General features: G+C 65.4%; 24 protein-coding genes and 2 riboswitches. Of the genes, 17 read left to right on the top strand and 7 right to left on the bottom strand.

What is annotated here, in order from left to right; translation table 11 throughout:
• The first annotated feature begins 125 nt into the window (after positions 1–125).
• Together CR917_RS12705 and CR917_RS12700 are read left to right on the top strand one after the other, a co-directional pair.
• Positions 126–1,034, top strand: a complete 909-nt coding sequence (locus CR917_RS12705) for a LysR substrate-binding domain-containing protein (RefSeq protein WP_043861502.1) — start codon at positions 126–128, stop codon at positions 1,032–1,034.
• Entirely contained in the window at positions 1,027–1,386 is a 360-nt protein-coding gene (locus CR917_RS12700) for an MmcQ/YjbR family DNA-binding protein (protein WP_043861467.1), read from the top strand. The genes CR917_RS12705 and CR917_RS12700 overlap by 8 nt, the downstream gene beginning before the upstream one ends.
• A gap of 63 nt (positions 1,387–1,449) precedes the next feature.
• On the opposite strand, the gene CR917_RS12695 is transcribed toward CR917_RS12700, so the two are convergent.
• Together CR917_RS12695 and CR917_RS12690 are read right to left on the bottom strand one after the other, a co-directional pair.
• The gene (locus tag CR917_RS12695) at positions 1,450–1,851 is read right to left on the bottom strand and encodes a DUF1294 domain-containing protein (RefSeq protein ID WP_054914559.1); all 402 of its coding nucleotides are present in this window, start codon (positions 1,849–1,851) and stop codon (positions 1,450–1,452) included.
• Position 1,852: 1 nt separating this feature from the next.
• Positions 1,853–2,683, bottom strand: coding sequence for an undecaprenyl-diphosphate phosphatase (locus CR917_RS12690; protein WP_054914658.1), 831 nt, complete (start codon positions 2,681–2,683; stop codon positions 1,853–1,855).
• Between the two features lie 284 nt (positions 2,684–2,967).
• Here CR917_RS12690 and CR917_RS12685 point away from each other — a divergent pair, with 284 nt between their 5' ends.
• From CR917_RS12685 to CR917_RS12645, 9 genes are all read left to right on the top strand, one after another.
• The gene (locus CR917_RS12685) at positions 2,968–4,602 is read left to right on the top strand and encodes a methyl-accepting chemotaxis protein (RefSeq protein ID WP_043861500.1); all 1,635 of its coding nucleotides are present in this window, start codon (positions 2,968–2,970) and stop codon (positions 4,600–4,602) included.
• Positions 4,603–4,753: 151 nt separating this feature from the next.
• A complete protein-coding gene (gene pnuC, locus CR917_RS12680; protein WP_104572380.1) occupies positions 4,754–5,320 on the top strand; it encodes a nicotinamide riboside transporter PnuC in 567 nt (188 codons plus the stop codon).
• On the top strand, positions 5,317–5,868 hold the full coding sequence (locus CR917_RS12675) for an AAA family ATPase (protein ID WP_104572379.1): 552 nt from the start codon (positions 5,317–5,319) through the stop codon (positions 5,866–5,868). Before pnuC ends, CR917_RS12675 begins: the two co-directional genes overlap by 4 nt.
• Before the next feature lie 294 nt (positions 5,869–6,162).
• The gene (locus CR917_RS12670) at positions 6,163–6,615 is read left to right on the top strand and encodes a hypothetical protein (RefSeq protein ID WP_370409168.1); all 453 of its coding nucleotides are present in this window, start codon (positions 6,163–6,165) and stop codon (positions 6,613–6,615) included.
• 1 nt (position 6,616) lies between these two features.
• A complete protein-coding gene (locus CR917_RS12665) occupies positions 6,617–7,189 on the top strand; it encodes a hypothetical protein (RefSeq protein ID WP_058540149.1) in 573 nt (190 codons plus the stop codon).
• 65 nt (positions 7,190–7,254) lie between these two features.
• Positions 7,255–8,250 (top strand): hypothetical protein, encoded by a 996-nt coding sequence (locus tag CR917_RS12660; RefSeq protein ID WP_043861462.1) that lies wholly within the window; start codon positions 7,255–7,257, stop codon positions 8,248–8,250.
• A gap of 60 nt (positions 8,251–8,310) precedes the next feature.
• On the top strand, positions 8,311–8,991 hold the full coding sequence (locus tag CR917_RS12655) for a C39 family peptidase (RefSeq protein ID WP_043861461.1): 681 nt from the start codon (positions 8,311–8,313) through the stop codon (positions 8,989–8,991).
• Between the two features lie 33 nt (positions 8,992–9,024).
• On the top strand, positions 9,025–9,765 hold the full coding sequence (locus CR917_RS12650; RefSeq protein ID WP_054914563.1) for a hypothetical protein: 741 nt from the start codon (positions 9,025–9,027) through the stop codon (positions 9,763–9,765).
• A gap of 47 nt (positions 9,766–9,812) precedes the next feature.
• Positions 9,813–11,099, top strand: a complete 1,287-nt coding sequence (locus tag CR917_RS12645; RefSeq protein WP_054914564.1) for a transporter — start codon at positions 9,813–9,815, stop codon at positions 11,097–11,099.
• Positions 11,100–11,187: 88 nt separating this feature from the next.
• On the opposite strand, the gene CR917_RS12640 is transcribed toward CR917_RS12645, so the two are convergent.
• Positions 11,188–12,513: a sigma-54 dependent transcriptional regulator gene (locus tag CR917_RS12640; RefSeq protein WP_043861458.1), complete on the bottom strand. Its 1,326-nt coding sequence runs from the start codon at positions 12,511–12,513 to the stop codon at positions 11,188–11,190.
• Between the two features lie 323 nt (positions 12,514–12,836).
• On the opposite strand from CR917_RS12640, the gene CR917_RS12635 reads away from it, so the two are divergent.
• The gene (locus tag CR917_RS12635; RefSeq protein WP_054914565.1) at positions 12,837–13,103 is read left to right on the top strand and encodes a hypothetical protein; all 267 of its coding nucleotides are present in this window, start codon (positions 12,837–12,839) and stop codon (positions 13,101–13,103) included.
• A 117-nt stretch (positions 13,104–13,220) separates the two neighbouring features.
• Here the strand turns inward: CR917_RS12635 and CR917_RS12630 are convergent, their stop codons facing one another.
• The 4 genes from CR917_RS12630 to cobW are packed head-to-tail and all read right to left on the bottom strand — an operon-like array spanning position 13,221 to position 19,724.
• Positions 13,221–13,889, bottom strand: a complete 669-nt coding sequence (locus tag CR917_RS12630; protein WP_256589664.1) for a VWA domain-containing protein — start codon at positions 13,887–13,889, stop codon at positions 13,221–13,223.
• Complete coding sequence (locus tag CR917_RS12625) at positions 13,886–14,893, bottom strand: ATP-binding protein (protein WP_104572378.1); 1,008 nt, start codon at positions 14,891–14,893, stop codon at positions 13,886–13,888. The genes CR917_RS12630 and CR917_RS12625 overlap by 4 nt, the downstream gene beginning before the upstream one ends.
• 7 nt (positions 14,894–14,900) lie before the next feature.
• Positions 14,901–18,650: a cobaltochelatase subunit CobN gene (gene cobN / locus CR917_RS12620; RefSeq protein ID WP_104572377.1), complete on the bottom strand. Its 3,750-nt coding sequence runs from the start codon at positions 18,648–18,650 to the stop codon at positions 14,901–14,903.
• Between the two features lie 3 nt (positions 18,651–18,653).
• The gene (gene cobW / locus CR917_RS12615; RefSeq protein ID WP_104572376.1) at positions 18,654–19,724 is read right to left on the bottom strand and encodes a cobalamin biosynthesis protein CobW; all 1,071 of its coding nucleotides are present in this window, start codon (positions 19,722–19,724) and stop codon (positions 18,654–18,656) included.
• Between the two features lie 97 nt (positions 19,725–19,821).
• Positions 19,822–20,021, bottom strand: a riboswitch (cobalamin riboswitch).
• 56 nt (positions 20,022–20,077) lie between these two features.
• Positions 20,078–20,307: riboswitch (cobalamin riboswitch) on the top strand.
• Positions 20,308–20,419: 112 nt separating this feature from the next.
• Between cobW and CR917_RS12610 the strand changes: the two genes are divergently transcribed.
• The 5 genes from CR917_RS12610 (at position 20,420) to CR917_RS12590 (ending at position 23,395) form a co-directional block, all read left to right on the top strand.
• On the top strand, positions 20,420–20,605 hold the full coding sequence (locus tag CR917_RS12610) for a CbtB domain-containing protein (RefSeq protein WP_043861453.1): 186 nt from the start codon (positions 20,420–20,422) through the stop codon (positions 20,603–20,605).
• 11 nt (positions 20,606–20,616) lie between these two features.
• Entirely contained in the window at positions 20,617–21,306 is a 690-nt protein-coding gene (locus CR917_RS12605) for a CbtA family protein (RefSeq protein ID WP_054914568.1), read from the top strand.
• On the top strand, positions 21,306–21,710 hold the full coding sequence (locus tag CR917_RS12600) for a cobalamin biosynthesis protein (RefSeq protein WP_054914569.1): 405 nt from the start codon (positions 21,306–21,308) through the stop codon (positions 21,708–21,710). Before CR917_RS12605 ends, CR917_RS12600 begins: the two co-directional genes overlap by 1 nt.
• Positions 21,711–21,738: 28 nt before the next feature.
• A complete protein-coding gene (gene cobM / locus CR917_RS12595) occupies positions 21,739–22,485 on the top strand; it encodes a precorrin-4 C(11)-methyltransferase (RefSeq protein ID WP_043861450.1) in 747 nt (248 codons plus the stop codon).
• A gap of 295 nt (positions 22,486–22,780) precedes the next feature.
• Entirely contained in the window at positions 22,781–23,395 is a 615-nt protein-coding gene (locus CR917_RS12590; protein WP_043861449.1) for a response regulator transcription factor, read from the top strand.
• Positions 23,396–23,397: the final 2 nt, after the last annotated feature.

The raw sequence follows: 23,397 nt of genomic DNA, 5'->3' as shown, positions 1-23,397 counted from the left end.
GCTCTCCTGAATGAGGATCGGCTGGCGATCACGATGGGGAGGATGCTACCGGGATAGCCAATAGCTGATAAGATCGCAAATTCGCACTTCTTCGTCCCACTGGCAGGACAATGCCCATGACCGGCATGCAAGACCTCAACGATCTGTTCTATTTCGCACGCGTGGTGGAGGCCGGTGGTTTCGCGGCGGCCGGGCGTCTGCTCGGTGTGCCCAAATCCAGGCTGTCGCGGCGCATTGCCGAACTGGAGGAGCGCCTGGGCACGCGTCTGCTGCAGCGCACCACTCGGCAACTCAAGCTCACCGCCGTGGGCGAGCGCTACCTGCGCCATTGCCAGGCCATGCTGCTGGAGGCCGAGATGGCCGACGAAGCGGTGGCCAGCATGACCAGCGAACCGCGCGGGCGCTTGCGGGTGTCGTGCCCGGTGGGCCTGGCCCATGAGTTCCTGCCCGGCGTGATCAGCGCATTTTTGCAGCAGTACCCGCAGGTACAGCTGGACATGGTGCTGCTCAACCGCCGGGTCGACCTGATCACCGAGGGCATCGACGTGGCCCTGCGTGTGCGCGACCTGGGCGACGAAGACCCGGCACTGGTCACCCGCCGCCTGCGCCAGGCGCAGATGCTGCTGGTGGCCGCACCTGAGTTTGCCGCCCGGCACCCTGTCAGCTCCCCTGCCGACCTGGCCAGGGTGCCGGTACTGGGCGCGGTCGAGGCCGACCGCCTGGTGCACCTGCGCCTGCTCGACGAGCAGGGCCACAAGCAGGACCTGACCCTGGAAGCGCGCCTGGCCATCGACGACTTCGTGGTGCGCAAGGCCGCCACCCTGGCGGGCCTGGGCTTCACCACGCTGCCGATCATGCACTGCGAGGCCGAACTGCAGCGCGGCGAACTGGTACGCCTGCTGCCGGGCTGGTCACTGCCGGGCGGTTACCTGCAGGCGGTGTACCCGCACCGGCGCGGCGTGCTGCCGGCGGTCAGGGCGTGGATCGATCACCTGGTAGCCTCGTTCGAGGAATGTGGAGAGCGTTATGTCTGAGCGAAAAATGACCGAGGCACAGGTGGCGGCATTCTGCCTGGGCCTGCCCGGTGTGCAGGAAGACTACAAATGGGGTGGCGTGCGCGTGTTCTCGGTGGCCGGCAACAAGATGTTCGCGGTGATGGACCTGGCGGGTGCAGGCTTGTCGTTCAAGGTCGACACCGAGCTGTTCCTGGGCTACGTGGACCGCCCCGGGGTGCGACCGGCGCCGTACCTGGCGCGGGCACACTGGATCAGTGTGGCGCAGCCTTATGCGATGGGGCGTGGGGAACTGGAAGAGTTGCTGCGCCGCTCGCATCAACTGGTGGTGCGGCGATTGCCCAAGCGCGTACAGGTCGGGTTGCTGCTCTGAGGCCGATGGCTTTCGCCGGCAAGGCCGGCCCCTGAAGGCGCCGACCTTGCCGGCGAAAGCGCTCTAGAACCCGAACAATCGCCCGGCAAGAAACAGGTAGTCGGCCCAGAACACCTGATGCCCCAGCACGATCACCCAGAACACCAGCTGATAGGACAACTTGCGTGTCTTGTGCCGGAACACCTGCTGCGCCAGCAGCGCCCCTGGCCAGCCACCGGCCAGTTCGCAGGCATGCAGCACCTTCTCGGGGGTACGCTGCCCCTGGCCGCGCGCCTGACGCTTGTCGTAGCCATACAGCCCGAAACAGCCAAGGCTCGCCAGCCCATAGGCCGCCAGCCACAACCAGTTGCCTGTGCCCACACCCAGCTTCAGTGCGCCCAGCACCGGCAGCAGGCACAGGGCCACGAATGCCAGCAACTTGAGGCGCAGGTGGCGCATGGGCGGGCGCGTTTCGATGCGGGCCATCTCAGCCGTGCGCCACGGCCCAGTCGACCCAGCCGAACTGCCAGGTCGCCAGGATCACCAGGCCAAATGCGATACGGTACCAGGCAAACACCGCGTAGCTGTGGCTGGCGATGAACTTGAGCAAGCCGCGCACCGCAATCATCGCGAAGATGAACGACACCACAAAGCCGATGGCGAACACCGGGAAGTCATCCGGCTGGAACAGGTCGCGGTACTTGTAGCCCGAGAACACCGCCGCCCCGACCATGGTCGGCATCGCCAGAAAGAACGAGAACTCGGTGGCGGCCTTGCGCGACAGGCCGAACAACAGCCCGCCGATGATCGTCGAGCCCGACCGCGAAGTCCCCGGAATCATTGCCAGGCACTGCGCGCAGCCGATCTTCAGCGCATCGGTCCAGCGCATGTCATCGACCTCCTCGGCACGCACCACGTGCTGGCGGCGCTCGGCCCACAGCATGATCACCCCGCCCACCACCAGGGCCACCGCCACCGTGATCGGGTTGAACAGGTACTCATGGATCAGGTCGGCGAACAGCACGCCCAGCACCACGGCGGGCATGAAGGCGATCAGCAGGTTGAGGGTAAAGCGCTGGGCCCGGGCCTGGCGGGGCAGGCCCACCACCACGTCCAGGATCTTGCGGCGAAATTCCCACACCACCGCCAGGATCGCGCCCAGCTGGATGATGATGTTGAACGCCATCGCGCGTTCGCCGCCAAAGTCGATCAGGTCGGCGACCACGATCTGGTGACCGGTACTCGAAATGGGCAAAAATTCCGTCAGACCCTCGACGATGCCGAGAATCACAGCCTGCATGGCGGTCCAAAAATCCATCATTCCCCCGTAAGACATTGCCGCTGGCAGGTCTCATCATTCGTTATTTGATTGCCCGAAACCGGGCATATTACGGCGACACTCCGTCGCAAAACCGAAGGAAATGCTACCCCGGCCTTCAGAACTGCCCCGTGAAGGCCGAAATCCTAACAGAGCGCTCGTGCAAACGCTGCCGCTCGACGCGACAGCGCTCTACTAATCAATCACTTAGCCCTTGGTCGAGTAGGTTGTTTCGGTAAAGCGTGGTTGGATGCGGACAATAACAAGAACATAGGGTGACCTTCATGAAGACTTTACGCAGTATGTCGATCAGCCGTCGGCTGTGGCTCATCCTGGTGGTGGCGGTACTGATGCTGGTGACCCTGGGGCTGCTGATGCTGCGTCAGATCCACGGTGACCTGTACCAGGCAAAGGCCGAAAAGACCCGGCACGTGGTCGAAACCGCAGCCGGCGTACTGGCCTATTACCAGGGGCTGGAAGCCAGCGGTACCCTTACCCGCGAGGCCGCCCAGCAACAGGCGCTGAGTGCGGTGCGCGGGTTGCGTTATGACCAGGACGACTACTTCTGGATCAACGACCTGGGCCCGAAGATGATCATGCACCCCATGAACCTCAAGCTCGAAGGCCAGGACCTCTCCGGCATTCGCGACCCGGACGGCTATGCGCTGTTCAACGAAATGGTCGCGTTGGCCAAGGCCCAGGGCGCCGGCAGCATCGACTACCGCTGGCCCAAGCCCGGTGCCAGCGAGCCGGTGGAAAAAACCTCGTACATCCAGCTGTTCAAACCCTGGGGCTGGGTGATCGGCTCTGGCGTGTACATCGACGACATGCACGCCGAGTTCGTGCGCCAGCTTCGCGACGCATCGCTGCTGGGGGTGGTCATCGCGCTGATAATGGCACTGGTGGTCATGCTGATCGCCCGCAGCATCACCCGCCCCTTGCAGGAAGCCGTGGATGCCATGGGCAACATCGCCAGCGGCGAAAGCGACCTGACCCGTCGCCTCGACACCCATGGGCAGGATGAAGTCACCCAGCTGGGCCTGCACTTCAACACCTTCACCGCCAAGCTGCAGCAGGTGGTGACCCAGTTGCAGGGCGCCGCCCAGGCCCTGGGCCATTCGGCCGGGGACGTAGGCAGCAACGCCGGCCAGGCGCACCAGCGCAGCGAACAGCAGTCGCAGCAGATGGAACAGGTGGCCACCGCAATCAACGAGGTCAGTTATGCGGTGCAGGACGTGGCCAGGAACGCCGAGCACGCCTCCAGCGAGATGCAGGACGCCCAGCAGCGGGCCGAACAGGGCCGGCAAAGCATTCATGGCAGCCTGCTGAAAATCGACGAGCTGTCGGGCACCATCGACCAGGCGGTGCAGGTGATCCAGGCCCTGGCGGGCCAGAGCACGCGTATCGGCAGCGTGCTGGAGGTGATCCGTTCGATTGCCGAGCAGACCAACCTGCTGGCACTCAACGCCGCCATCGAGGCCGCGCGGGCGGGTGAACAGGGTCGCGGGTTCGCCGTGGTGGCCGACGAAGTGCGCCTGCTGGCGCAACGCACCCAGCAGTCGACGGCCGAGATCCAGCAGATGATCGAGCACCTTCAGGGCCAGTCCGAGGCTGCGGTCAAGGCGATCGATGCCAGCAGCCTGGCCTCGCGCGAGACGGTCGAACAGGCCAGCGAGGCCGGTGCCAGCCTGGATGCCATCAGCCAGGCACTGCACAACCTCAGCGCGCTGAATGCCTCGATTGCCAGTGCCACGCTGCAGCAGTCGCATGTGGTCGAAGAGATCAACCACAACGTCACCCAGACGGCCGAGCTATCGCGTCAGACGGCCGTGGCGGCGCACCAGTCGAGCAGTGCCGGGGCCGCATTGAACCAGTTGAGCGAACAGCTGGGGCAGTTGCTGAGGCAGTTCCGGGTCTGACCGCAGCCTGCACCTCGCCGGCGGCCGGCTTCTGCAAGGCTCGACATTGCCTCAGCAGGAGCCGGCCTTGGCGGCGAAGTGCTCACCCAAGGCTGGCACCTGACGTGCCACAAGGTACAATCGCCGCCCTGCCCCCCTTCAAGGAACGCCGATGTCCGGCCTGGAACTGTACGCTGCCGTGCTGGGCGTCATCGCTGTATGGCTCACGACCCGCCAGAACCCCTGGTGCTGGCCCATCGGCCTGCTGGTGGTGCTGCTCTACAGCTGGATCTTCTTCGACTTCAAGCTGTATTCGAACATGCTGCTGCAACTGGCGTTTGCCGTGTTCCAGCTCTATGGGTGGTGGCAGTGGACACGCCCCGGCGAGGATCGCCCGATCCGGCAGGTGACCTACCTGGGTACCGCGCCGCTGCTGTCGGGCCTGGGCGTGGGCCTGCTGGCCAGCCTGGCCCTCGGTGCGGCCATGGCCACCTGGACCGATGCTGCAGAGCCCTGGCTGGACGCCACCCTCACCGCCTTCAGCCTGGTGGCGCAGTTCTGGATGGCGCAAAAGCGCGTGCAATGCTGGCCGTTGTGGATGGTGCTGGACGTGATCTTCGTCGGCCTGTTCCTCTACAAAGGCATGTACATCACCGCCGCGCTGTATGCGCTGTTCACCCTGATCGCCGTGCAGGGCTGGCGTAGCTGGCGACGTGACCCGGCATTGGCCAGCCCATGAAGGTCCTGGTACTGGCGGGCCCGGAATCCAGTGGCAAGAGCTGGCTGGGCGGCGAAATCCAGGCGCATTTCGGTGGCGAACTGGTGGGCGAGTACGTGCGCCACTTCATCGACGAGCAGCGACGCGACACCTGCTACGCCGACATCGACCCCATCGCCCGCGGGCAGCTGGTGTGGGAGGATACGGCCCGCGCGCGCCAGCCCGAGCTGCTGATACTCGATACGCACCTGCTGAGCAACATGCTGTGGAGCCGCGTACTGTTCAACGACTGCCCGGCGTGGCTGGAACAGGCGCTGCTCGCACGGCGCTACGACCTGCACCTGTTGCTCAGCCCCGCAGGCGTGCCCTGGGTCGGCGACGGCCAGCGCTGTCAGCCACGGCTGGAGGAGCGCCAGGCGTTCTTCGAGGCCAGCCGCCAATGGCTGCAACGGCATGGCCAACCCATGCAGGTCATCGAGGGCGACTGGGCATACCGCCAATCGACGGTACTGGCGGCCGTACAGGCACTGCTGGAAGGCAAGCCCCCGGCCTGCGCCACCGAGTGTTAACCCGGCGTTACACACCCGGCCACCTCAACCGCCGATCCAGAGCACTTGCGACCAACACGCGGTGACGTGTTAAGCCAGTGATACACCCACCCTTGGGCACGCCGGGCATCTGCGCTGCTGCAAGGCCTGTAAAAAGGACCAGCGGTTGTATCACCGGTGATACAGGTTTTCCGACCAGCCCCTGCCCCGTGCGCTATGCCCTTGATTCGCTGGCACAAAGCAAAAGCGGCACAGCTTCTGCTCTCCTTCTCGCAACGCTGATAGGGCCAGCGCACCGAAGAAGGAATCGCTGCCGTGGGGAATCACACCAACAAGCTGCTGAGTCTTTTCGTCATGGGCTGTGCGCTGGGCGCCAGCACCCTGAGCCTGCCGATACTGGCCGCCGGCGACGGCACCATCATCATCCAGCGCCAGGTTCAGCCCCGTTCGGCCGTTCGCCCGACCGGCACCCCCGACCCCCGCCCCATGACCGTCAATGCCAATCAGTCGCCACGCATCCTGAGCCAGACCAACGAGCTCAGCGATGGCGACTTTGCCGGTGTGGCCAGCGGTGCCAGTGTAAACCGGGTGTTGATGCCCGACGCGTCCGGCAACATCCGCGGCATGGGGGCCGTGCCCACCAGCCTGCCGGGCCTGCGTGGCGGCGCCGGCCCTGGCGCAGGGGGCGCCAACAGCATCTCCAATTCGGTCAACCAGAACGTGCAGCGTGGTCTTGCGCCGCTGCAGATCCTGACCGGGGGCCGTTGAGATGAACCACTCACTGCTGTTTCTCGCGCTGGCCTGCAGCGCGTCGGCCCTGGCCGCCCAACCGGTCAATGACAACGCCACCATCAACGCCAGCGGCCAGGGCTACAAGGGCAACGTGACCATCAACCAGGCGGCTGGCGACCAGCAGCAACAGAACAACAGCCGCGCCATCGCCATCAACCCCGATGCCACCGCCACCACCCAGGTGCGCCAGCGCATCGACACCCCTGCCAGCAGCGCGATCAATGCCCGCGCCAGCATCGGTGGCAACGCCTTCACCAACGGTAACGGGATGATTGGGATCAACCAGTCGGCCGGTGCCAACACACAACAAGTCAATGCCGTGCGGGTAAGCATCAGTGCCACCGCGCAGAGCATCGACGACAGCGTCCTCGACCAGCAGAACGTGGCGCTGTCAAACGGCTCAGGCTCGACAGGTCAAACCCCCGGCAGTCGCCAGGTCGCTACCAGCGATCAGGCCTTCACCGGCAGCCGTGGGGTGATCCAGTTGAACCAGAGCGCCGGGGTCGGGAACCGAATGGCCAACACCCTGAGCGTACGGGTTGCAGATTGACCCGAGCAGTTCACAACGCAGCACAACACAACACTTAACAACTAAAAACAATGCGGAGAAACACCATGAAACCCACAATGGCACTCAAGCCTCTGGTATTCGCACTCGCAGCGGTCATGGCAGTTGCTGCACAAGCGGGCGGAAACAACGGTGGTCACAACGGCGGACACAATGGCGGCAATAACGGCGGCAACAACAATTCCAGCGCGCTGCTCGCCCTGCTGGTAAACGCCGGCGCTGGCGCCACCGTGATCGACACCCAGGGCAATGGTGGTAACGGTGTGCTCAACGAGAACACCCGCAACAACGGCACCATGGACAACTCGGCAAACGGCTCTCAAGGCAACCTGGGCGCCAACGTGGCAGCCGGTGACGGCAACCAGCAAGACAACGTTGCCGCCATCGCCACCGCCGACGAACGCTTCATCTTCGGCAGTGCGGTTGCTGTTTCCAGCGCCACCCAGACCAACACCAGCAACATCGTCAACAACTTCTCTACCCAGAACAACGCCAATCTCACCAATTCGGCGAACAACAGCTCCGGCAACATCGGTGTCAACGTGACCGCCGGCGACTTCAACCAACAGAAAAACAACCTGGCAATCGCCGTGTCCGGCGGCCGTGTGGCCGTGGCCAGCGCAGCCGCCAACCAGTCCACCTCCGGCCTGAGCGTCAACAACAAGGCCGACCGTACCTACACCAAGGAAACCCTCGGTGGCGCCTTTGCCGCCTATGGCCAGTACGAAGGCGAAGGCCACGGCTACGTGGAACGCAAAGACGACAAACCCGGGCACAACGGTGGCTGGGATGATCGTGGCGGCAACAAACCACAGAAAGACAAGCTTACCTTCACCGAAGAAGGCAGCTTCGTACTCGGTGGCGTCTACACCTACCAGGTGCTCAAACCTACCGGCTGGGCCAACCCTGTGGTCAACAACGCCAACATGAGCAACTCGCTCAATGGCGTGTCGGGCAACGTGGGCGCCAACGTGTCGGCCGGCTCGGGCAACCAGCAGAGCAACTCGCTGTCCATCGCAGCAGGCTGCCGCGCCTGCCTGTAAGCTGAAAAAGGACGGGGCCCCCAGGGGCCCCTTTCCTGCCATCTACACGGTGCGAAGACCATGCGCATTGCCCTGCTTGCCGCATTGCTGTTTCTGGCCAGCCTGGCCGAGGCCGCACAGATGCCCATCGCTGCCCTGCCGGGCGGCAATGTCATTTACAAGCCCATCCAGAGCATTCGCGAACGACGCTTCGCCGACCTTGTACAACAGAAAACCGACTTCAGTTGCGGCGCCGCCGCCCTGGCCACCGTCCTCAAGCAAGCCTACTGGCTGGACGTCGACGAAGAACACATCATCGACGGCATGCTCGCCCACGCCGACCAGCAAGTGGTCAAGACCCAGGGCTTCTCCATGCTGGACATGAAGAAGTACGTGGAAAGCATCGGCATGCGTGCCCGGGGCTATCGGATCCCGCCCGAGAGCCTGCAAAGCGTCACCATTCCGGTGGTGGTGCTGATGGACATTCGCGGCTACAAGCACTTCGTGGTGCTGCAACGCACCGAAAAGGACTGGGTGTACATCGGTGACCCGGTTCTGGGCCACAAACGCTACAAGTTCGATGATTTCGTCAAAGGCTGGAACGGCATCATCTTTGCCGTCATCGGCCCTGGCTATGACAAGGCCAACGCATTGCTCGACCCGCCACAACCCTTGACTGCAAAAAACAAGATCAACGGGTTCAGCCCGGTAGACGATGCGCAGTTGATGGATTTTGGTTTCATACAAAGTGATTTCTTCTAATCAGAAGGGGCATGAAGCTCCGGGGAGCACCCGATGAAGACTTCAACCTGGCTGGTTGCCGCCTGCCTGGCCGCCAGCTTGCCTGCCCATGCGCAGTTCAAGCCCATCGAGATCAAGGACCAGGAACTGTCCGAGCTGCGCGGACGCTATGTGATGCCAGGGCGCATCATCAGCTTTGGCGTGGTGATGAGCAGCACCTGGCAGAACGCCCGCGGCGACAGCATCGGCGCCACCGCCAGCATGCAAGTGCAGCAGTCCTCGTTCAAGCCGCAGTTCTATGTCTCGCTCGACACGCGCGATGGCAACGGCGCCCCGGTAACCCAGGGCAACGGTACCGTCACCGGCGGGGCCGGCCTTGGCACGACCCAGGGCGTTACCCAGTCGGTACGCGCGGCGGGCGACTACAACACGGCCTACAACAATGTCTCGATCAACGTGAAGGAAGCCAACAGTGCCCCGGCGGCGGGCAAGCCACAGGGTCAGTTGCTGGGTAGCGGGCAGACCATCACCGGCAGCAATGGCGCCGGCACGCTGAGCGTTTCCTCCACCGGCAAGGGCATCCAGCTGGGTATCCAGGCCAACAACAACCAGGGCAATACGGTGCAGCGCCTGGCCCAGGGCGGGCTGCTGCAGGCCACCACGCTCCTGGGCGGCAACAACGCCGTCAACAACATCACCCAGCTCAATGTGGTACTGCGCAACAACCTGCCTACTGCCGGGGCCTTGAACTGCAACCTGGATCAACTAAAGGGCCTTCGTATTTCCGGATATTGATCTACGCTCTGTCTCAATTCACCGCAGTTGGAAGGGACGGCTAACCCATGCATCGATCGTTTTCGTTGAAGGCAGTGGTCTGTGTGAGCACTCTGGCGTCTTCAGCGCTGCTGCAAGCGGCGCCAGATCCGCAAGTTGAGGCCCTGAAACAGGAGTTGCAGGCACTCAAGCAACGTTATGAATCCCAGCAGCAGGCACTGATGGTGCTCGAGCAGCGGGTCCGTCAGGTTGAAGATCAACCCCCGGCACCCCCTCAGCGCCTGACCCGCTCGCCAGCGGCCCCCACCCGGTCAGGCCAGGTGGCTACCGCATCCGGGGCGGCCCCCGGCACCGGCAGTTCCTACGGCGAAGCGCTCAAGGGCGATTCGGAACCTGCGCAGAGCGTGTCCAACCTGTACGACGAGGCCAGCGGCTTCTTCGGTGGCGGCAAGTTCAGCGTCGAGACCGGCATCACCTACGCCCGCTACGACACCCGCCAACTGATCCTCAACGGTTTCCTCGCACTGGACTCGATTTTCCTGGGCAACATCAACCTGGACCGCATCAAGGCCGACAACTGGACCCTGGACCTGACTGCCCGCTACAACCTCGACCAGCGTTGGCAGTTCGATATCAACGCCCCCATCGTCTACCGCGAGTCCACCTACCAGTCCGGGGGCGCCGGCAACAACGCCCAGGGCGTGACCGAACAGACCGTCACCCGCGACCCGACCCTGGGGGATGTCAACTTCGGGGTGGCCTACAAGTTCCTCGACGAATCGGAAAACAGCCCCGATGCGGTGCTCACCCTGCGGGTCAAGGCGCCCACCGGCAAGGACCCGTTCGGCATCAAGCTGATCCAGGACCCGAACAACGACAGCCTCGCCTACCCCGAAGACCTGCCCACCGGCAACGGCGTATGGTCCATCAGCCCGGGCATCTCGCTGGTCAAGACGTTCGACCCGGCAGTACTGTTCGGCAGCCTGTCCTATACCCATACCCTGGAAGAGTCGTTCAGTGACGTCAGCTCCACGTCCGGGGTCAAGGTGCCGGGCAAGGTCAAGCTGGGCGACAGCTTCCAGATCGGCGCCGGTATCGCCTTTGCGCTGAACGAGAAGATGAGCATGTCGTTCTCGGTGTCCGACCTGATCGCGCGCAAATCCAAGATCAAGTCGGCCGAAACCGGCGACAGCTGGACCTCGGTGCCCAGCAGTGATGCCAACGCCGCCTATTTCAACGTGGGCATGACCCTGGCCGCCACCGACAACCTGACCATAGTGCCCAACCTGTCGATCGGCCTGACCGACGATGCGCCGGACTTCACCTTCAGCCTCAAATTCCCTTACTACTTCTGATCTGCGCCGACGCCATTCGCCAGCAAGGCTGGCTCCTACCTTCGGGTAGGAGCCAGCCTTGCTGGCGAATGGACGTAGCGTGGGATCTTCAGCGAATCTGATGCTTGTGCAGCAACCGGTAGAACGTAGGCCGCGACACCCCAAGCACCTTGGCCGCAATGCTGAGGTTGTCACTGTGACGATTGAGCACGTCACACAGCGCCTGGCGCTCGGCGCGGTGCTTGTAGTCTTCCAGGGTACCCATCGGCGTCATCTCGACCTGCGCGCCCTGCAACCCGAGGTCCTGGGCCTCGATCTGCCGCCCTTCGGCCAGCACCAGGCCGCGACGCACGCGGTTGGCCAGTTCGCGCACATTACCCGGCCAATCATGCTTGCCCATCGCCATCAGCGCGTCTTCGCTGAAGGTGCGCGGGCGCCGGCCGGTTTCCTGGCTGTAGAAACGCGAAAAGTGGCTGGCCAGCATCGACAGGTCGCCATGCCGGTCACGCAGCGGTGCCGTCACCACCTGCAGCACGTTGAGCCGGTAATACAGGTCTTCGCGAAAACGCCCGCTGGTGATCGCGCTCTCCAGGTCGACATGGGTCGCAGCCAGCACGCGCACGTCCACCGCAATCGGCTGGCTGCCGCCCACCCGTTCGATATGCTTTTCCTGCAGAAAGCGCAGCAGGTTGGCCTGCAGTTCCAGCGGCAGGTCGCCGATCTCGTCGAGAAACAGCGTGCCGCCGTTGGCAGCCTCGATGCGCCCGACCTTGCGCTGGTGCGCGCCGGTGAAGGCGCCCTTTTCGTGGCCGAACAACTCGGACTGGATCAGGTGTTCGGGAATCGCCCCGCAGTTGATCGCCACGAACGGTTTGTCGTGGCGTTGCGACTGCCGGTGCAGGGTGCGCGCCACCAGCTCCTTGCCGGTACCGCTCTCGCCTCGAATCAGCACCGGTGACTCGGTGGGCGCCAGCTTGCTCAGCAACTTGCGCAGTTCGCGGATCGGGCGGCTGTCACCCAGCAGTTCGTGCTCGGGCTCATCCACATGCAGGTTGCCCTTGCCGCGCAGGCGTGCCATGCCGAATGCGCGACCCAGGGTCACCTGCACGCGGGAGACATCGAATGGCAACGTATGGAAGTCAAAAAACCACTCGCACACAAAATCACCCACGTTCTGCGCGCGCAGCTCCTCGGCGCTGAGCACCGCGATCCACTCGGTGCCGCTGCGGCTGATCAGGTCCTTGACCGCATCGGGGTGCTGCAGGTGGCTGGCGTGCAGGCGCAGCAACCCCACATCGCAAGGGTGCTCCAGGGCAGTGGCAAGGGTGCAGGTGCGCACGTCCCAACCTACGCTGCGCAGGCCTGGCAACAAGCGGTGGCAATCGTCACAAGGGTCAACGATCAGCAAGCGGCGGTTCGGTACCGGTTCCAGCATGACCTTTCCTTGGCGCCAATTATTGGAAATGTTAGTAGAAACAGCATGTTGTATGGCCCGTCTGTAACAGTAGCAACCAACGTCAGAATGCCCACTACCGTCCGTCTGCAAATACGGCCTTGCTTTCGGCTCGGTAGAATTTTCCTGTTAATTCAACGTCCCAGATGTTGCCAATGAATGCAGATTGTCAGCACCGATTAAAAAAACATTACTTGCAGTGTGACCTGACCCACTACTGCGTGCATCAGTACAAGTAACCTGCCGCAGGGAACACACCTTGCCGCAACTTTTTCAATGTTTGGGACCACAGAGAGACCGAACCCATGAACGCCCCGCTCCGTGTCAACGAAGCACTGCTGATTGCCGACCACGCCTTCGAACCTTTCCAGTGCGTCGCCTGGGATGTGCCTAACGGCACTGGCGAACTCAGCCTGGCGGTAATCGACCGGACCAGCACCCGTATCGGCAGCAAGCAAGTTCCAAGCAGCACCTATTCCGACCCGCAGCAATTGGCACACCTGATCGAGGAAGTGCGCGCCGAGTTGAGCCAGAAAGGTTATGACTTGCAGCCGTGGAGCATGCCGAAGTAACTTTCCGGCCTGCCCCGTTCATGCAAAAGTGCACCCACTGGGTGCACTTTTTTTGTTTGTGAAGTGTGCGCCGGCGGCTGCGGCAGTTGGCCGCAGTTTACGGCCCAAGTACTTGTTTCAACGCAAGTTGAACTGTTCCAGGTGTTGGTATTGCGCACCCAGTTCCAGCGCCATTTGCCTGGCGCGGCCCAGGCGAACCGGTGCGCTTTCCATGTCCACCAGCAGGCTGCTGCACGGCAGTGCCTCCAGCGCCGGCCAGGCCTTGAGCCGGCCATCGGTGAGGATCAGGCAGTGCTGCACCTCAATGGGGTAGCGCCGCTGGCGTTGGGTCAGCCATTGCCGGGCCTGCTGCAGTGCCTCAAGCAGTGGCGTGCCTCCGCCGGCGCCAAGCTCCGCCAGCCAGGGCTGCAGCGCAGCAGAGGCCTTCAGGCCGTGGCGCTGCCAGCGCGGTTCGCGGCCGCTGGCCGTGAGCAGGGCGAGCCTGGCGCGGGCCCGGTACGCCTGGTCGAACAGCTCGGCCAGCAAACCCTTGGCCTTGCTCAGTGCCTGGTAACGCCGGGTAGACGCCGACGCATCCACAATCACCAGCCAGAGCTGCGCCGGCGCTGCGGTGCGCTGCGCCCAGCACAGCTCGTCGCGCTGGCGCGGGCGGCCCTTGAGCAGGGTGGCAGGCCAGGCCACGCTGCCCTGCCCGGCTGCCCGGGCACGCCCGCGCGGGCCCCGGTCGAGCTTGCCTGCACGGGGCCTGGCATCCGCCGCTGGGTGCGAGCGCGGGCGGATGCTCAAGGCTTTTTTGGCCAGCGCGGTACCTCGCGCCGAGCGCCCACAGCCACCGGCTGGCCTGGCAGCTCACCCCACTGGCCACTGCCCTGGGGCTCGCTCGACGGGCTCGATTGCCCCTGGGGCTGAGCGTCGGGGCGAGGCGGTTGCTCGGCGGGCCGGTCATGGCGCCGATGGCGCAAGGCAAACTCTGCCACCGCCTCGATATCCTCGGCCTCGATGCCCGGTGCACTGCGCCAGGCCGCATGGGCACGGGCGGCACGCAACCAGACCAGGTCGGCGCGCAGGCCGTCGACCCCGGCCTCGAAGCAGCGCTGGGTGATCTGCGCCAGGGCCTGGTCATCCAGGGCAATCTGTTCCAGGCGCTCGCGTGCCTGCTGGCAGCGCTGGCGCAGCTCGGCCTGGGCATCGGCCCACTGCGCGCAGAACGCCTGCGGGTCGCTGTCGAAGTCCAACCGGCGGCGGATGATCTGGCCTCGCGCCTCGGGCAGCGGCTGGCCCTGCAGGGCTACATTCAGGCCGAAACGGTCGAGCAACTGCGGACGCAGCTCGCCCTCCTCCGGGTTCATGGTGCCGATCAGCACGAAGCGCGCACTGTGCCGATGGGAAATGCCATCGCGCTCTACCCGGTTGGTGCCGCTGGCAGCCACATCCAGCAGCAGGTCGACCAGGTGATCGGGCAGCAGGTTGACCTCGTCGACGTACAGCACGCCGCCATCAGCCTTGGCCAGCACACCCGGCGAGAACTGGGCGCGGCCCTGCCCAAGCGCAGCATCCAGGTCCAGGGTGCCGACCAGGCGCTCCTCGGTCGCGCCCAGCGGCAAGGTCACGAAGGGCCCCTCGCCCAGCAGGTCGGCCAGGCCCCGGGCCAGGGTGCTCTTGGCCATGCCGCGCGGGCCTTCGATCAGCACGCCGCCGATCCTGGGGTCGATGGCCGTCAGGCACAGCGCCAGCTTCAGGTCGTGGGCGCCGACCACGGCGGCCAGCGGAAAATGTATGGGTTCGCTCATGTCTGGCTTATTCCTCTGCGTCCAGCAGTTGCTCTTCCAGGGCCTGGCGGTACTCGCCCGGTGCCTGCCACAGCCCGCGCTGCTGGGCCTCCAGCAAACGTTCGGTGATGTCGCGCAGGGCCTCGGGGTTGTGCTGGCGGATAAACTCACGGGTCGCGGCATCGAGCACATAGGCCTCGGCCAGCGACTGGTAATGATGATCATCGATCAGGTGCGTGGTGGCATCGAAGGCGAACAGGTTGTCGACCGTCGCGGCCATCTCGAACGCGCCCTTGTAGCCATGGCGCTTGACCCCGTCGATCCACTTGGGGTTGAGCGCACGCGCACGGATCACCCGGTTCAGTTCTTCCTTGAGGGTGCGAATGCGCGGGCGATCCGGCTGGCTGTGATCGCCGTGGTAACTGGCAACGCCGGCACCGGCCAGACTTTCTGCCGCCGCGAGCATGCCGCCCTGGAACTGGTAGTAGTCGTTGGAATCGAGCAGGTCGTGCTCATGGTTGTCCTGGTTCTGCAGCACCGCCTGCACCTGGCTCAGGCGCCGGGCAAAGGGTTCGCGCGCGGCGGTGCCGTCGTCCGAGGCGCCATAGGCATACGCGCCATGGTTGAGGTAGACCTCGGCAAGGTCTTCACGGCTGTGCCACAGACGGCCGTCAATGGCGTTCTGCACCCCGGCGCCGTAGGCACCGGGCTTGGAGCCGAACACCCGCCAGCCCGCCTGGCGCTCGGCCTGCTCGGGGCTCAGGCCAGCGGCCAGCAGTTCGGCACGCTCGCTGCGCACCTTGGCCGCCAGGGGGTTGAGGTCATCCGGCTCATCCAGTGCCGCCACGGCCTGCACCGCCGCGTCGAACAGCTTGATCAGGTTGCCGAACGCATCGCGGAAGAACCCCGAAACGCGCAGGGTCACGTCTACCCGTGGGCGATCCAGCAGGCTCACCGGCAGGATCTCGAAGTCGTCCACCCGCTGGCTGCCGCTGGCCCATACCGGGCGTACGCCGAGCAGGGCCATGGCCTGGGCGATGTCGTCGCCGCCGGTGCGCATGGTGGCCGTGCCCCATACCGACAGGCCGAGCTGGCGCAGGTGGTCGCCGTGGTCCTGCAGGTGGCGTTCCAGAATCAGGTTGGCCGAGGCGAAACCGATGCGCCATGCCGTGGCGGTGGGCAGGTTGCGCACATCCACGGTGTAGAAGTTGCGGCCGGTGGGCAGCACGTCCAGGCGCCCGCGGCTGGGCGCCCCGCTCGGCCCCGCCGGCACGAAACGCCCGTCCAGCGCCGCCAGCAGGCCCTGCATTTCGGCCGGGCCGCAGGCATCCAGCTGCGGCGCCACCTGGGCCCGCAGCGCCTGCAGCACGGCCTCGACGTCGGCGCTGTGCTGGTGGCTGGCCGGCGCCCCGTCGAGGGTCTGCTCGATCAGGCGGGCGGCATACAGTTCAAGCCGCTCGCGGGTGTCGCCGTTGGTCCGCCAGGCCTCGCTGCTCACCTGTGCCAGGCTCGGCGGCCGTGGCCCTTCCCAGGCAAGGCCCAGGTCGCAGTCCAGCGGGTCGAAGCCCAGCCCCAGGCCGCGGGCCAGGGCGCGCAGCAGGCTGGCATTGGGGCCGCGCCCATCACCACGTTCCACCCGCAGCAGGGCCAGCAGCGTGTCGATCCGCAGGCGACCGTCCGGCGATTGGCCGAACACATGCAGGCCGTCGCGAATCTGCGACTCCTTGAGGTCGCACAGGTAGGTGTCCAGGCGCGGCAGCCACACCGCCGCATCGTCCAGCGCGCCTTCCAGCTGCAGCTCGCGGTCGATGTGGTTGTCGCGCACCAGGTTGAGGATGTCGCGCTGCAGTTCACGGGCCCGGCGCGGGTCCAGCAGTTGCGCCTCGTAGTACTCGTCGGCCAGCAGTTCCAGGTCGCGCAACGGCCCGTAGGTTTCGGCGCGGGTCAACGGCGGCATCAGGTGGTCGATGATCACCGCCTGGGTGCGGCGCTTGGCCTGGGCGCCCTCGCCCGGGTCGTTGACGATGAACGGGTAGATGTTCGGCAGCGGCCCCAGCAACGCGTCCGGCCAGCACCCGGCTGACAGGCCGACGCCCTTGCCCGGCAGCCACTCCAGGTTGCCGTGCTTGCCCACGTGGATCAGCGCATCGGCGGCATAGGCGTGGCGCAGCCAGAAGTAGAACGCCAGGTAGCCATGCGGCGGCACCAGGTCGGGATCGTGGTACACCGCACTGGGGTCGACCTGATAACCGCGCGCCGGCTGGATACCGACGAAGGTCAGGCCAAGGCGCAGGCCGGCGACCATCATGCGCCCGCTGCGGAACATCGGGTCCTGCTCCGGCTCGCCCCAGCGCTCGCGCACCGCCTGCTGGTTGGCCTGGGGCAACAGGGCGAAGGCGGCGCGGTAATCGTCCAGCGCCATGCTCTGCGCACAGGGGCGCTGGTCGAGCGTGTCGAGGTCGTTGCTGACCCCGCCGAGCAGGGCCTGGATCAGCGCCGTGCCACTGTCTGGCAACGGCCCTACCGGGTAGCCTTGGGCCTGCATGGCGCGCAGTATGTTGAGCGCCGCCGCCGGGGTGTCCAGCCCCACACCGTTGCCGATGCGCCCGTCGCGGGTCGGGTAGTTGGCCAGAATCAGCGCCACGCGTTTTTGCGGGTTGTCCAGGCGCGCCAGCTCGCACCAGCGCCGGGCCAGTTCCGCAACAAAATCCATGCGCTCCAGGTGCGGCTTGTAGCACACCACGTCCGACTGGCTGCGTTCGCTGCGCCAGGCCAGGTCCTTGAAGCTGATCGGCCGGCTGATGATGCGCCCGTCCAGTTCCGGCAGGGCAATGTGCATGGCCAGGTCGCGGGCCCCCAGGCCCTGTTCGCTGGCCTCCCAGGCCGGCTGGTTGTCCTGTGCGCAGATGGCCTGCAGCACCGGGATGTCGCGCCGGAACGGGCGCAAATGCGGCTGCTGCGGGCTGGACTGGGCGAAGCCTGTGGTGTTGATGATCAGGGCCGCGTCGACCTGGTCCAGCCATTGCTCGACCTGGTCCAGGCAGGCTGCCTCCTTGAGGCTGGCCACGGCAATCGGCAGCGGGTTGAGCCCCGCGCCTTGCAGACGCTCGCAGAACGCATCGATGAACCCCGTGTTGGCGGCCTGCAGGTGCGAGCGGTAGAAGATGATCGGCGTCACGGGCTGGCCGGGCTGCCACAGGGCACGCCAGCTGTCCACGCTCGCCTGGGGGTGTTGCGGGTGATAGACACTGGTGCGCGGCAACTGCTGCGGCTCGTCCCAACGGTAGTCGCGGCCCAGCCATTGGCTGGCCAGGCACTGGAACAGGTTCAGCGCATTGGCCTTGCCGCCCTGGCGCAGGTAGTGCCACAACCGTTCGGCCTGGGCAGGGGGCACCGTGCTCAGGCTGGTCAGCTCAGGGTCCGGGCGGTCGTCGCCCGGCACCAGGATCAGTTGCACGCCCCGCCCCGCCAGCGCCACCAGTTGCTCCACGCCATAGCGCCAGTAACCGATGCCGCCGTGCAGCGACACCAGGATGACCTTGGCATGGCGCAGCACTTCGTCCACATACAGGTCGACCGAAGCATGGTTCTGCACCTGCATCGGGTTGGCCAGGCGCAGGCTGGGGTAGTCGTCCGGCAACTGCTGGGCGGTTTCGGCCAGCAGTGCCAGGTGCGAATCACCGCTGCAGAGAATCACCAGGTCGGCGGGGGTCTGGCCGAGGTCGGCGATGCTGTCGTCCGGCACAAAGCCGCCGGGCTGGGTCCGCAGCAGGTGCATGGGTCAGGCGCCCAGTGCGGCGCGCAGGCTGGCTTCGAGTTGCACGGCGTCTAGGTCCTGGCCGATCAGCACCAGGCGCGTGGTACGTGGCTCGTCGCTGCGCCAGGCGCGGTCGAAGTGCTTGTCGAAGCGCGTACCCACGCCCTGCACCAGCAGACGCATCGGCTTGCCCGGAATGGCCGCGAAGCCCTTCACGCGCAGGATGCCGTGCTGCACCACCAGTTGGGTCAGGGCATCGAGCAGCAGGCTTTCGTCGGCCTGGGGCAACTCGATGGAGATGGAGTCGAAAGCATCATGGTCGTGATCGTCGTGGTCGTCATCGCCGTCATGGTGCGAATCGTGGTGGGTACGGCGCGCGTCGATGTGCTGCTCGGATTCGGCGCCCAGCCCCAGCAATACGTCCAACGGCAGGCGGCCGCTGCTGGCCTCCACCACCTTGACCGCAGGCGGCAGTTCCTCGGCCACCTCGGCGCGCACCCTGGCCAGGTCGTCGGCAGCGATCAGGTCAGCCTTGTTCAGCACCACCAGGTCGGCGCTGGCCAGTTGGTCGGCAAACAGTTCGTGCAGTGGGGACTCGTGGTCCAGGTTCGGGTCGAGCTTGCGCTGGGCGTCCACCTGGTCGGGGTAGGCAGCGAAGGTGCCGGCAGCCACGGCCGGGCTGTCGACCACGGTGATCACCGCATCGACCGTGCAGGCGTTGCGGATTTCCGGCCACTGGAAGGCTTGCACCAGCGGCTTGGGCAGCGCCAGGCCGCTGGTTTCGATGAGGATATGGTCCAGGTCGCCACGGCGCGCCACCAGCTCGCGCATCACCGGGAAGAACTCTTCCTGCACGGTGCAGCACAGGCAGCCGTTGGCCAGTTCGTAGACGCGCCCGCTGGCTTCTTCCTCGGTGCAGCCGATGCTGCACTGCTTGAGGATCTCGCCATCGATGCCCAGCTCGCCGAACTCGTTGACGATCACCGCGATGCGGCGGCTCTGGGCGTTGTCGAGCATGTGCCGCAGCAAGGTGGTCTTGCCCGAGCCGAGGAAGCCGGTAACGATGGTGACGGGGAGTTTGGCCAGTGTTTTCATGGGGGTGCCCTTGGCAGGATGGCGGGCATGCAGGACGAGAGCCGCAGGAGCCTTGCTGCCTGAGCGCATTCGCCACCGGATCACCCCGCCCGGTTGAAAGTCGGAAACTGTTCGAGGCAGGTCTCCTGGCTCGCGCTGTGCCGGCACGCCTGCCGGCTGCATCGACGCCTTCCCGCCCGGGGCAGTGGCACGGCCGATGCCGTTCAACGCTTACAGTTGCGGGGGCAGCCACGGCTTGAACCGTATTCCCGTCTTAGCTGCAGCCAGGGCCGCAGAACCTCGAAGCGGCTAGGCTACGCAGTGGTCCGGGGCAGGTCAACCGCTGTATTGACGGATGCCGGCGCGCATGATTTGCTAGCCGCATTCGTTCGGGTGCCTTTTTACAAGGTGAAACGGGAAACCGGTGCGTCAGCCGCTTCTGCAAAGAAGCAGCGACAAATCCGGTGCTGCCCCCGCAACGGTAAGCGAGGAAAGCGTCTTTACCACTGTGCCAGCTGTGCGGCATGGGAAGGTGACGCCCTCAGGCTGAGCATGCTGCCAGCCCTCGCAAGCCCGGAGACCGGCCCGATACAGTCATGACAAACCCGCGGTGGGCGGGCGCTGTTGAACCCCTGGGCGAGCCTCGCGCAGGGGTTGGCCGCGCTTGCCTGTTGCCGATAGCCCCGACGACACGACAACAGCAAAAGGAACGCGCCATGCCCATCAGTACCGCCAGCCAGCCCCTCGTCACCCCCACTACCCTCAGCCAGCGCCTGGCCGTCGCCATCGGTGCCTCGCTGCTGGGCCTTTGCCTGGTCTACTTCGCCGGCTTCTCGCACATCGAGGCGGTGCACAACGCTGCCCACGATACCCGCCACAGCGCCGCGTTCCCTTGCCACTGAGACCTGCCCCGATGATCAAGCGCATTGCCCGCACCGCAGGCTTTACCGGCCTGCTCGCCGCCCTGCTGCTGACCCTGCTGCAAAGCTTCTGGGTCGCACCGCTGATTCTGCAGGCCGAAACCTACGAGAACCCGGCACCGGCCGCCCAAACCCATGAGCATGCCGACGCCGCGGGTGAAGGCCACCACCACGATGCCGAGGCCTGGTCGCCTGAAGACGGCTGGCAGCGCGTGCTGTCGACCACCGGTGGCAACCTGGTGGTGGCGGTCGGCTTTGCCCTGATCCTGGCTGCGCTGTACACCCTGCGTGCGCCGGGCCGTACCGCCACCGGCGCAGCCTGGGGGCTTGCCGGGTTCGCGGTATTCTGCCTGGCGCCCACCCTCGGGCTGCCGCCAGAGCTGCCGGGCACTGCCGCCGCCGACCTGGCGCAGCGTCAACTGTGGTGGGTGGGCGCCGCGGCTGCCACCGCTGCCGGCCTGGCCCTGATCGTGTTTGCGCACAACTGGCTGCTCAAGGCGCTGGGTGTGGCATTGCTGGTTGTTCCGCACGTGATCGGTGCGCCGCAGCCGGAGGTGCACGAGAGCCTGGCGCCGCAAGCACTGGAGGCGCAGTTCAAGGTGGCGTCGCTGTTGACCAATGCCGCGTTCTGGCTGGCCCTGGGCCTGCTCAGTGCCTGGCTGTACCGTCGCCAGCCAGCCTGATGCAGTTGTATGCCGGGCTGGGCTGTCGTCGCGGCTGCCCGGCCCGCGAACTGGCCGCCCTGCTCCAGCAGACCCTGTTCGCCCATCACCTGCCCGCCTCTGCCCTCGCCGGGCTGGCCAGCATCGACCTCAAGGCCGACGAACCCGGCCTGCATGAACTGGCAAGGCAACTGGGGTTGCCGCTGGTGTTCTTTTCGGCCGCGCAACTGGCCCCCTTCGAAAGCCGCCTGAGCCACCGTTCGCCCACGGCGTTCGCCCTCAGCGGCTGCCATGGGGTGGCCGAAAGCGCCGCGCTGGCCCTGGCCGAGCAACGCGGCGGCGCCAATGCCGCACTGCGCCTGCCACGCACCGTGCAAGGCGCCGCCACCCTGGCATTGGCCTGGGCCCCGCCGTTTGACGGATAATGCCGCGCAATCTTTCCAAGGATTCATCATGACCGTCTATTTCATCGGTGCCGGCCCGGGCGACCCCGAGCTGATCACCGTCAAGGGCCAGCGCCTGATCCACAGCTGCCCGGTGATCATCTATGCCGGCTCGCTGGTGCCCGCCGCCGTGCTCGAAGGCCACCGCGCCGAAACCGTGATCAACAGCGCCGAACTGCACCTGGGGCAGATCATCGAGCTGATGCGCACGGCCCACGCCAACGGCCAGGATGTGGCCCGCGTACACAGCGGCGACCCGGGGCTGTACGGTGCGATCGGCGAACAGATCCGCCACCTGCGTGAACTGGGTATCCCGTTCCAGATCATCCCCGGCGTGACCGCCGTGGCTGCCAGTGCCGCCCTGCTCGAATGCGAGCTGACCCTGCCGGACATCGCCCAGAGCGTGATCCTGACGCGCTACGGCGACACCTCACCGATGCCGCCGGGCGAATCGCTGGGGAGCCTGGCCAGCCACCAGGCAACCCTGGCCATTCACCTGGGGGTCAAGCACCTGGCCAGAATCGTCGAGGAACTGCGCCCGCATTACGGCAGCGATTGCCCGATCGCCGTGGTGCACCGCGCCACCTGGCCAGATCAGGACTGGGTGCTGGGCAGCCTGGACGACATCGTGCAACGGGTGCAGGCCAAGGGCTTTCGACGCACCGCACTGATCCTGGTGGGCCGGGTATTGGGCAGCGATACCTTCAGCGAGTCGGCGCTCTACCGCGCCGGGCATGCGCACCTGTACCGACCTTGACGGCCATTGACGGCGGCCCTCCCGGCCCGATGCCCGGCGCGTTCCCATGGGCGCGCCTGCCAATTCAACCGCCTCTGCTAGCGATAACCGGCCCAGACGATAGGAAATCGGCTACAGAACTTTCGAGCGCCTTGTAAGAAAAATCCTCTAATCGAACTGATTTCTTCCTCACTTCTATACTGGACGTACTCCTGCTGAGCGTTTCCACGTATCTTGGCCGCCTTGCCAGAGCCTGGGCAGGCGTCGCCCCGAACGGTTCGGGGCCTGGATCACCTCTCTGACAAGGAGTTGCGCGATGCCCAAAGTCTTGATCGTTGATGACCACACCACCATCCTCTTCGCCATCCGCACCCTGCTGGAGCGCGATGGCTACAACATCGTCGGTGAAGCCCGAGACGGCGCCAGTGCCGTCGAACTGGCGCGCAAGCTGCAGCCTGACGTGGTGATCCTCGATCTGGGGCTGCCACGCCTGGATGGCCTGAGCGTGCTGGAGCGGCTCAGCCAGTTGACCAACCCGCCACGTATCCTGGTACTGACCGGCCGCCCACCCCGGCTGTTCGCCCGCCGTTGCATCGAGTCCGGTGCTTCGGCATTCGTGCGCAAGGACGAAGACCTCGATATCCTGAGCGCCGCCCTCAAGGCCGTGCTCAACGGCTACTCCTACCTGCCCGATGCGTCACGCTTCAATGACCGGTCAAGCTCGGAACTCCAGCGCCTGGACAAGCTGTCCAACCGTGAGTTCGAGGTGCTGCGCCAGTTGGCCAAGGGCGCCAGCAACGGCGAAATCGCTACGGCGATGATCCTCAGCGCCAAGACCATCAGCACCTACAAGACCCGCATCATGGAAAAGCTCGGGGTGGTATCGCTGGTTGAGTTGATCGATGTGGCCAACCGCAACGCACTGACCTGAGC

It is taken from the genome of Pseudomonas sp. BRM28, assembly GCF_002939405.1.
Lineage (GTDB): Bacteria > Pseudomonadota > Gammaproteobacteria > Pseudomonadales > Pseudomonadaceae > Aquipseudomonas > Aquipseudomonas palmensis.
The sequence above is the reverse complement of the archived record's forward strand: the minus strand, read 5'-3'. Positions and strand labels throughout refer to the sequence as shown.

Bases quoted from the DNA above. Each gene is read 5' to 3' on its own strand.
- CR917_RS12705 (WP_043861502.1), top strand. From the start codon at position 126: ATGCAAGACCTCAACGATCTGTTCTATTTCGCACGCGTGGTGGAGGCC.
- CR917_RS12700 (WP_043861467.1), top strand. From the start codon at position 1,027: ATGTCTGAGCGAAAAATGACCGAGGCACAGGTGGCGGCATTCTGCCTG.
- CR917_RS12695 (WP_054914559.1), bottom strand. From the start codon at position 1,851: ATGGCCCGCATCGAAACGCGCCCGCCCATGCGCCACCTGCGCCTCAAG.
- CR917_RS12690 (WP_054914658.1), bottom strand. From the start codon at position 2,683: ATGGATTTTTGGACCGCCATGCAGGCTGTGATTCTCGGCATCGTCGAG.
- CR917_RS12685 (WP_043861500.1), top strand. From the start codon at position 2,968: ATGAAGACTTTACGCAGTATGTCGATCAGCCGTCGGCTGTGGCTCATC.
- pnuC (WP_104572380.1), top strand. From the start codon at position 4,754: ATGTCCGGCCTGGAACTGTACGCTGCCGTGCTGGGCGTCATCGCTGTA.
- CR917_RS12675 (WP_104572379.1), top strand. From the start codon at position 5,317: ATGAAGGTCCTGGTACTGGCGGGCCCGGAATCCAGTGGCAAGAGCTGG.
- CR917_RS12665 (WP_058540149.1), top strand. From the start codon at position 6,617: ATGAACCACTCACTGCTGTTTCTCGCGCTGGCCTGCAGCGCGTCGGCC.
- CR917_RS12660 (WP_043861462.1), top strand. From the start codon at position 7,255: ATGAAACCCACAATGGCACTCAAGCCTCTGGTATTCGCACTCGCAGCG.
- CR917_RS12655 (WP_043861461.1), top strand. From the start codon at position 8,311: ATGCGCATTGCCCTGCTTGCCGCATTGCTGTTTCTGGCCAGCCTGGCC.
- CR917_RS12650 (WP_054914563.1), top strand. From the start codon at position 9,025: ATGAAGACTTCAACCTGGCTGGTTGCCGCCTGCCTGGCCGCCAGCTTG.
- CR917_RS12645 (WP_054914564.1), top strand. From the start codon at position 9,813: ATGCATCGATCGTTTTCGTTGAAGGCAGTGGTCTGTGTGAGCACTCTG.
- CR917_RS12640 (WP_043861458.1), bottom strand. From the start codon at position 12,513: ATGCTGGAACCGGTACCGAACCGCCGCTTGCTGATCGTTGACCCTTGT.
- CR917_RS12635 (WP_054914565.1), top strand. From the start codon at position 12,837: ATGAACGCCCCGCTCCGTGTCAACGAAGCACTGCTGATTGCCGACCAC.
- CR917_RS12625 (WP_104572378.1), bottom strand. From the start codon at position 14,893: ATGAGCGAACCCATACATTTTCCGCTGGCCGCCGTGGTCGGCGCCCAC.
- cobN (WP_104572377.1), bottom strand. From the start codon at position 18,650: ATGCACCTGCTGCGGACCCAGCCCGGCGGCTTTGTGCCGGACGACAGC.
- cobW (WP_104572376.1), bottom strand. From the start codon at position 19,724: ATGAAAACACTGGCCAAACTCCCCGTCACCATCGTTACCGGCTTCCTC.
- CR917_RS12610 (WP_043861453.1), top strand. From the start codon at position 20,420: ATGCCCATCAGTACCGCCAGCCAGCCCCTCGTCACCCCCACTACCCTC.
- CR917_RS12605 (WP_054914568.1), top strand. From the start codon at position 20,617: ATGATCAAGCGCATTGCCCGCACCGCAGGCTTTACCGGCCTGCTCGCC.
- CR917_RS12600 (WP_054914569.1), top strand. From the start codon at position 21,306: ATGCAGTTGTATGCCGGGCTGGGCTGTCGTCGCGGCTGCCCGGCCCGC.
- cobM (WP_043861450.1), top strand. From the start codon at position 21,739: ATGACCGTCTATTTCATCGGTGCCGGCCCGGGCGACCCCGAGCTGATC.
- CR917_RS12590 (WP_043861449.1), top strand. From the start codon at position 22,781: ATGCCCAAAGTCTTGATCGTTGATGACCACACCACCATCCTCTTCGCC.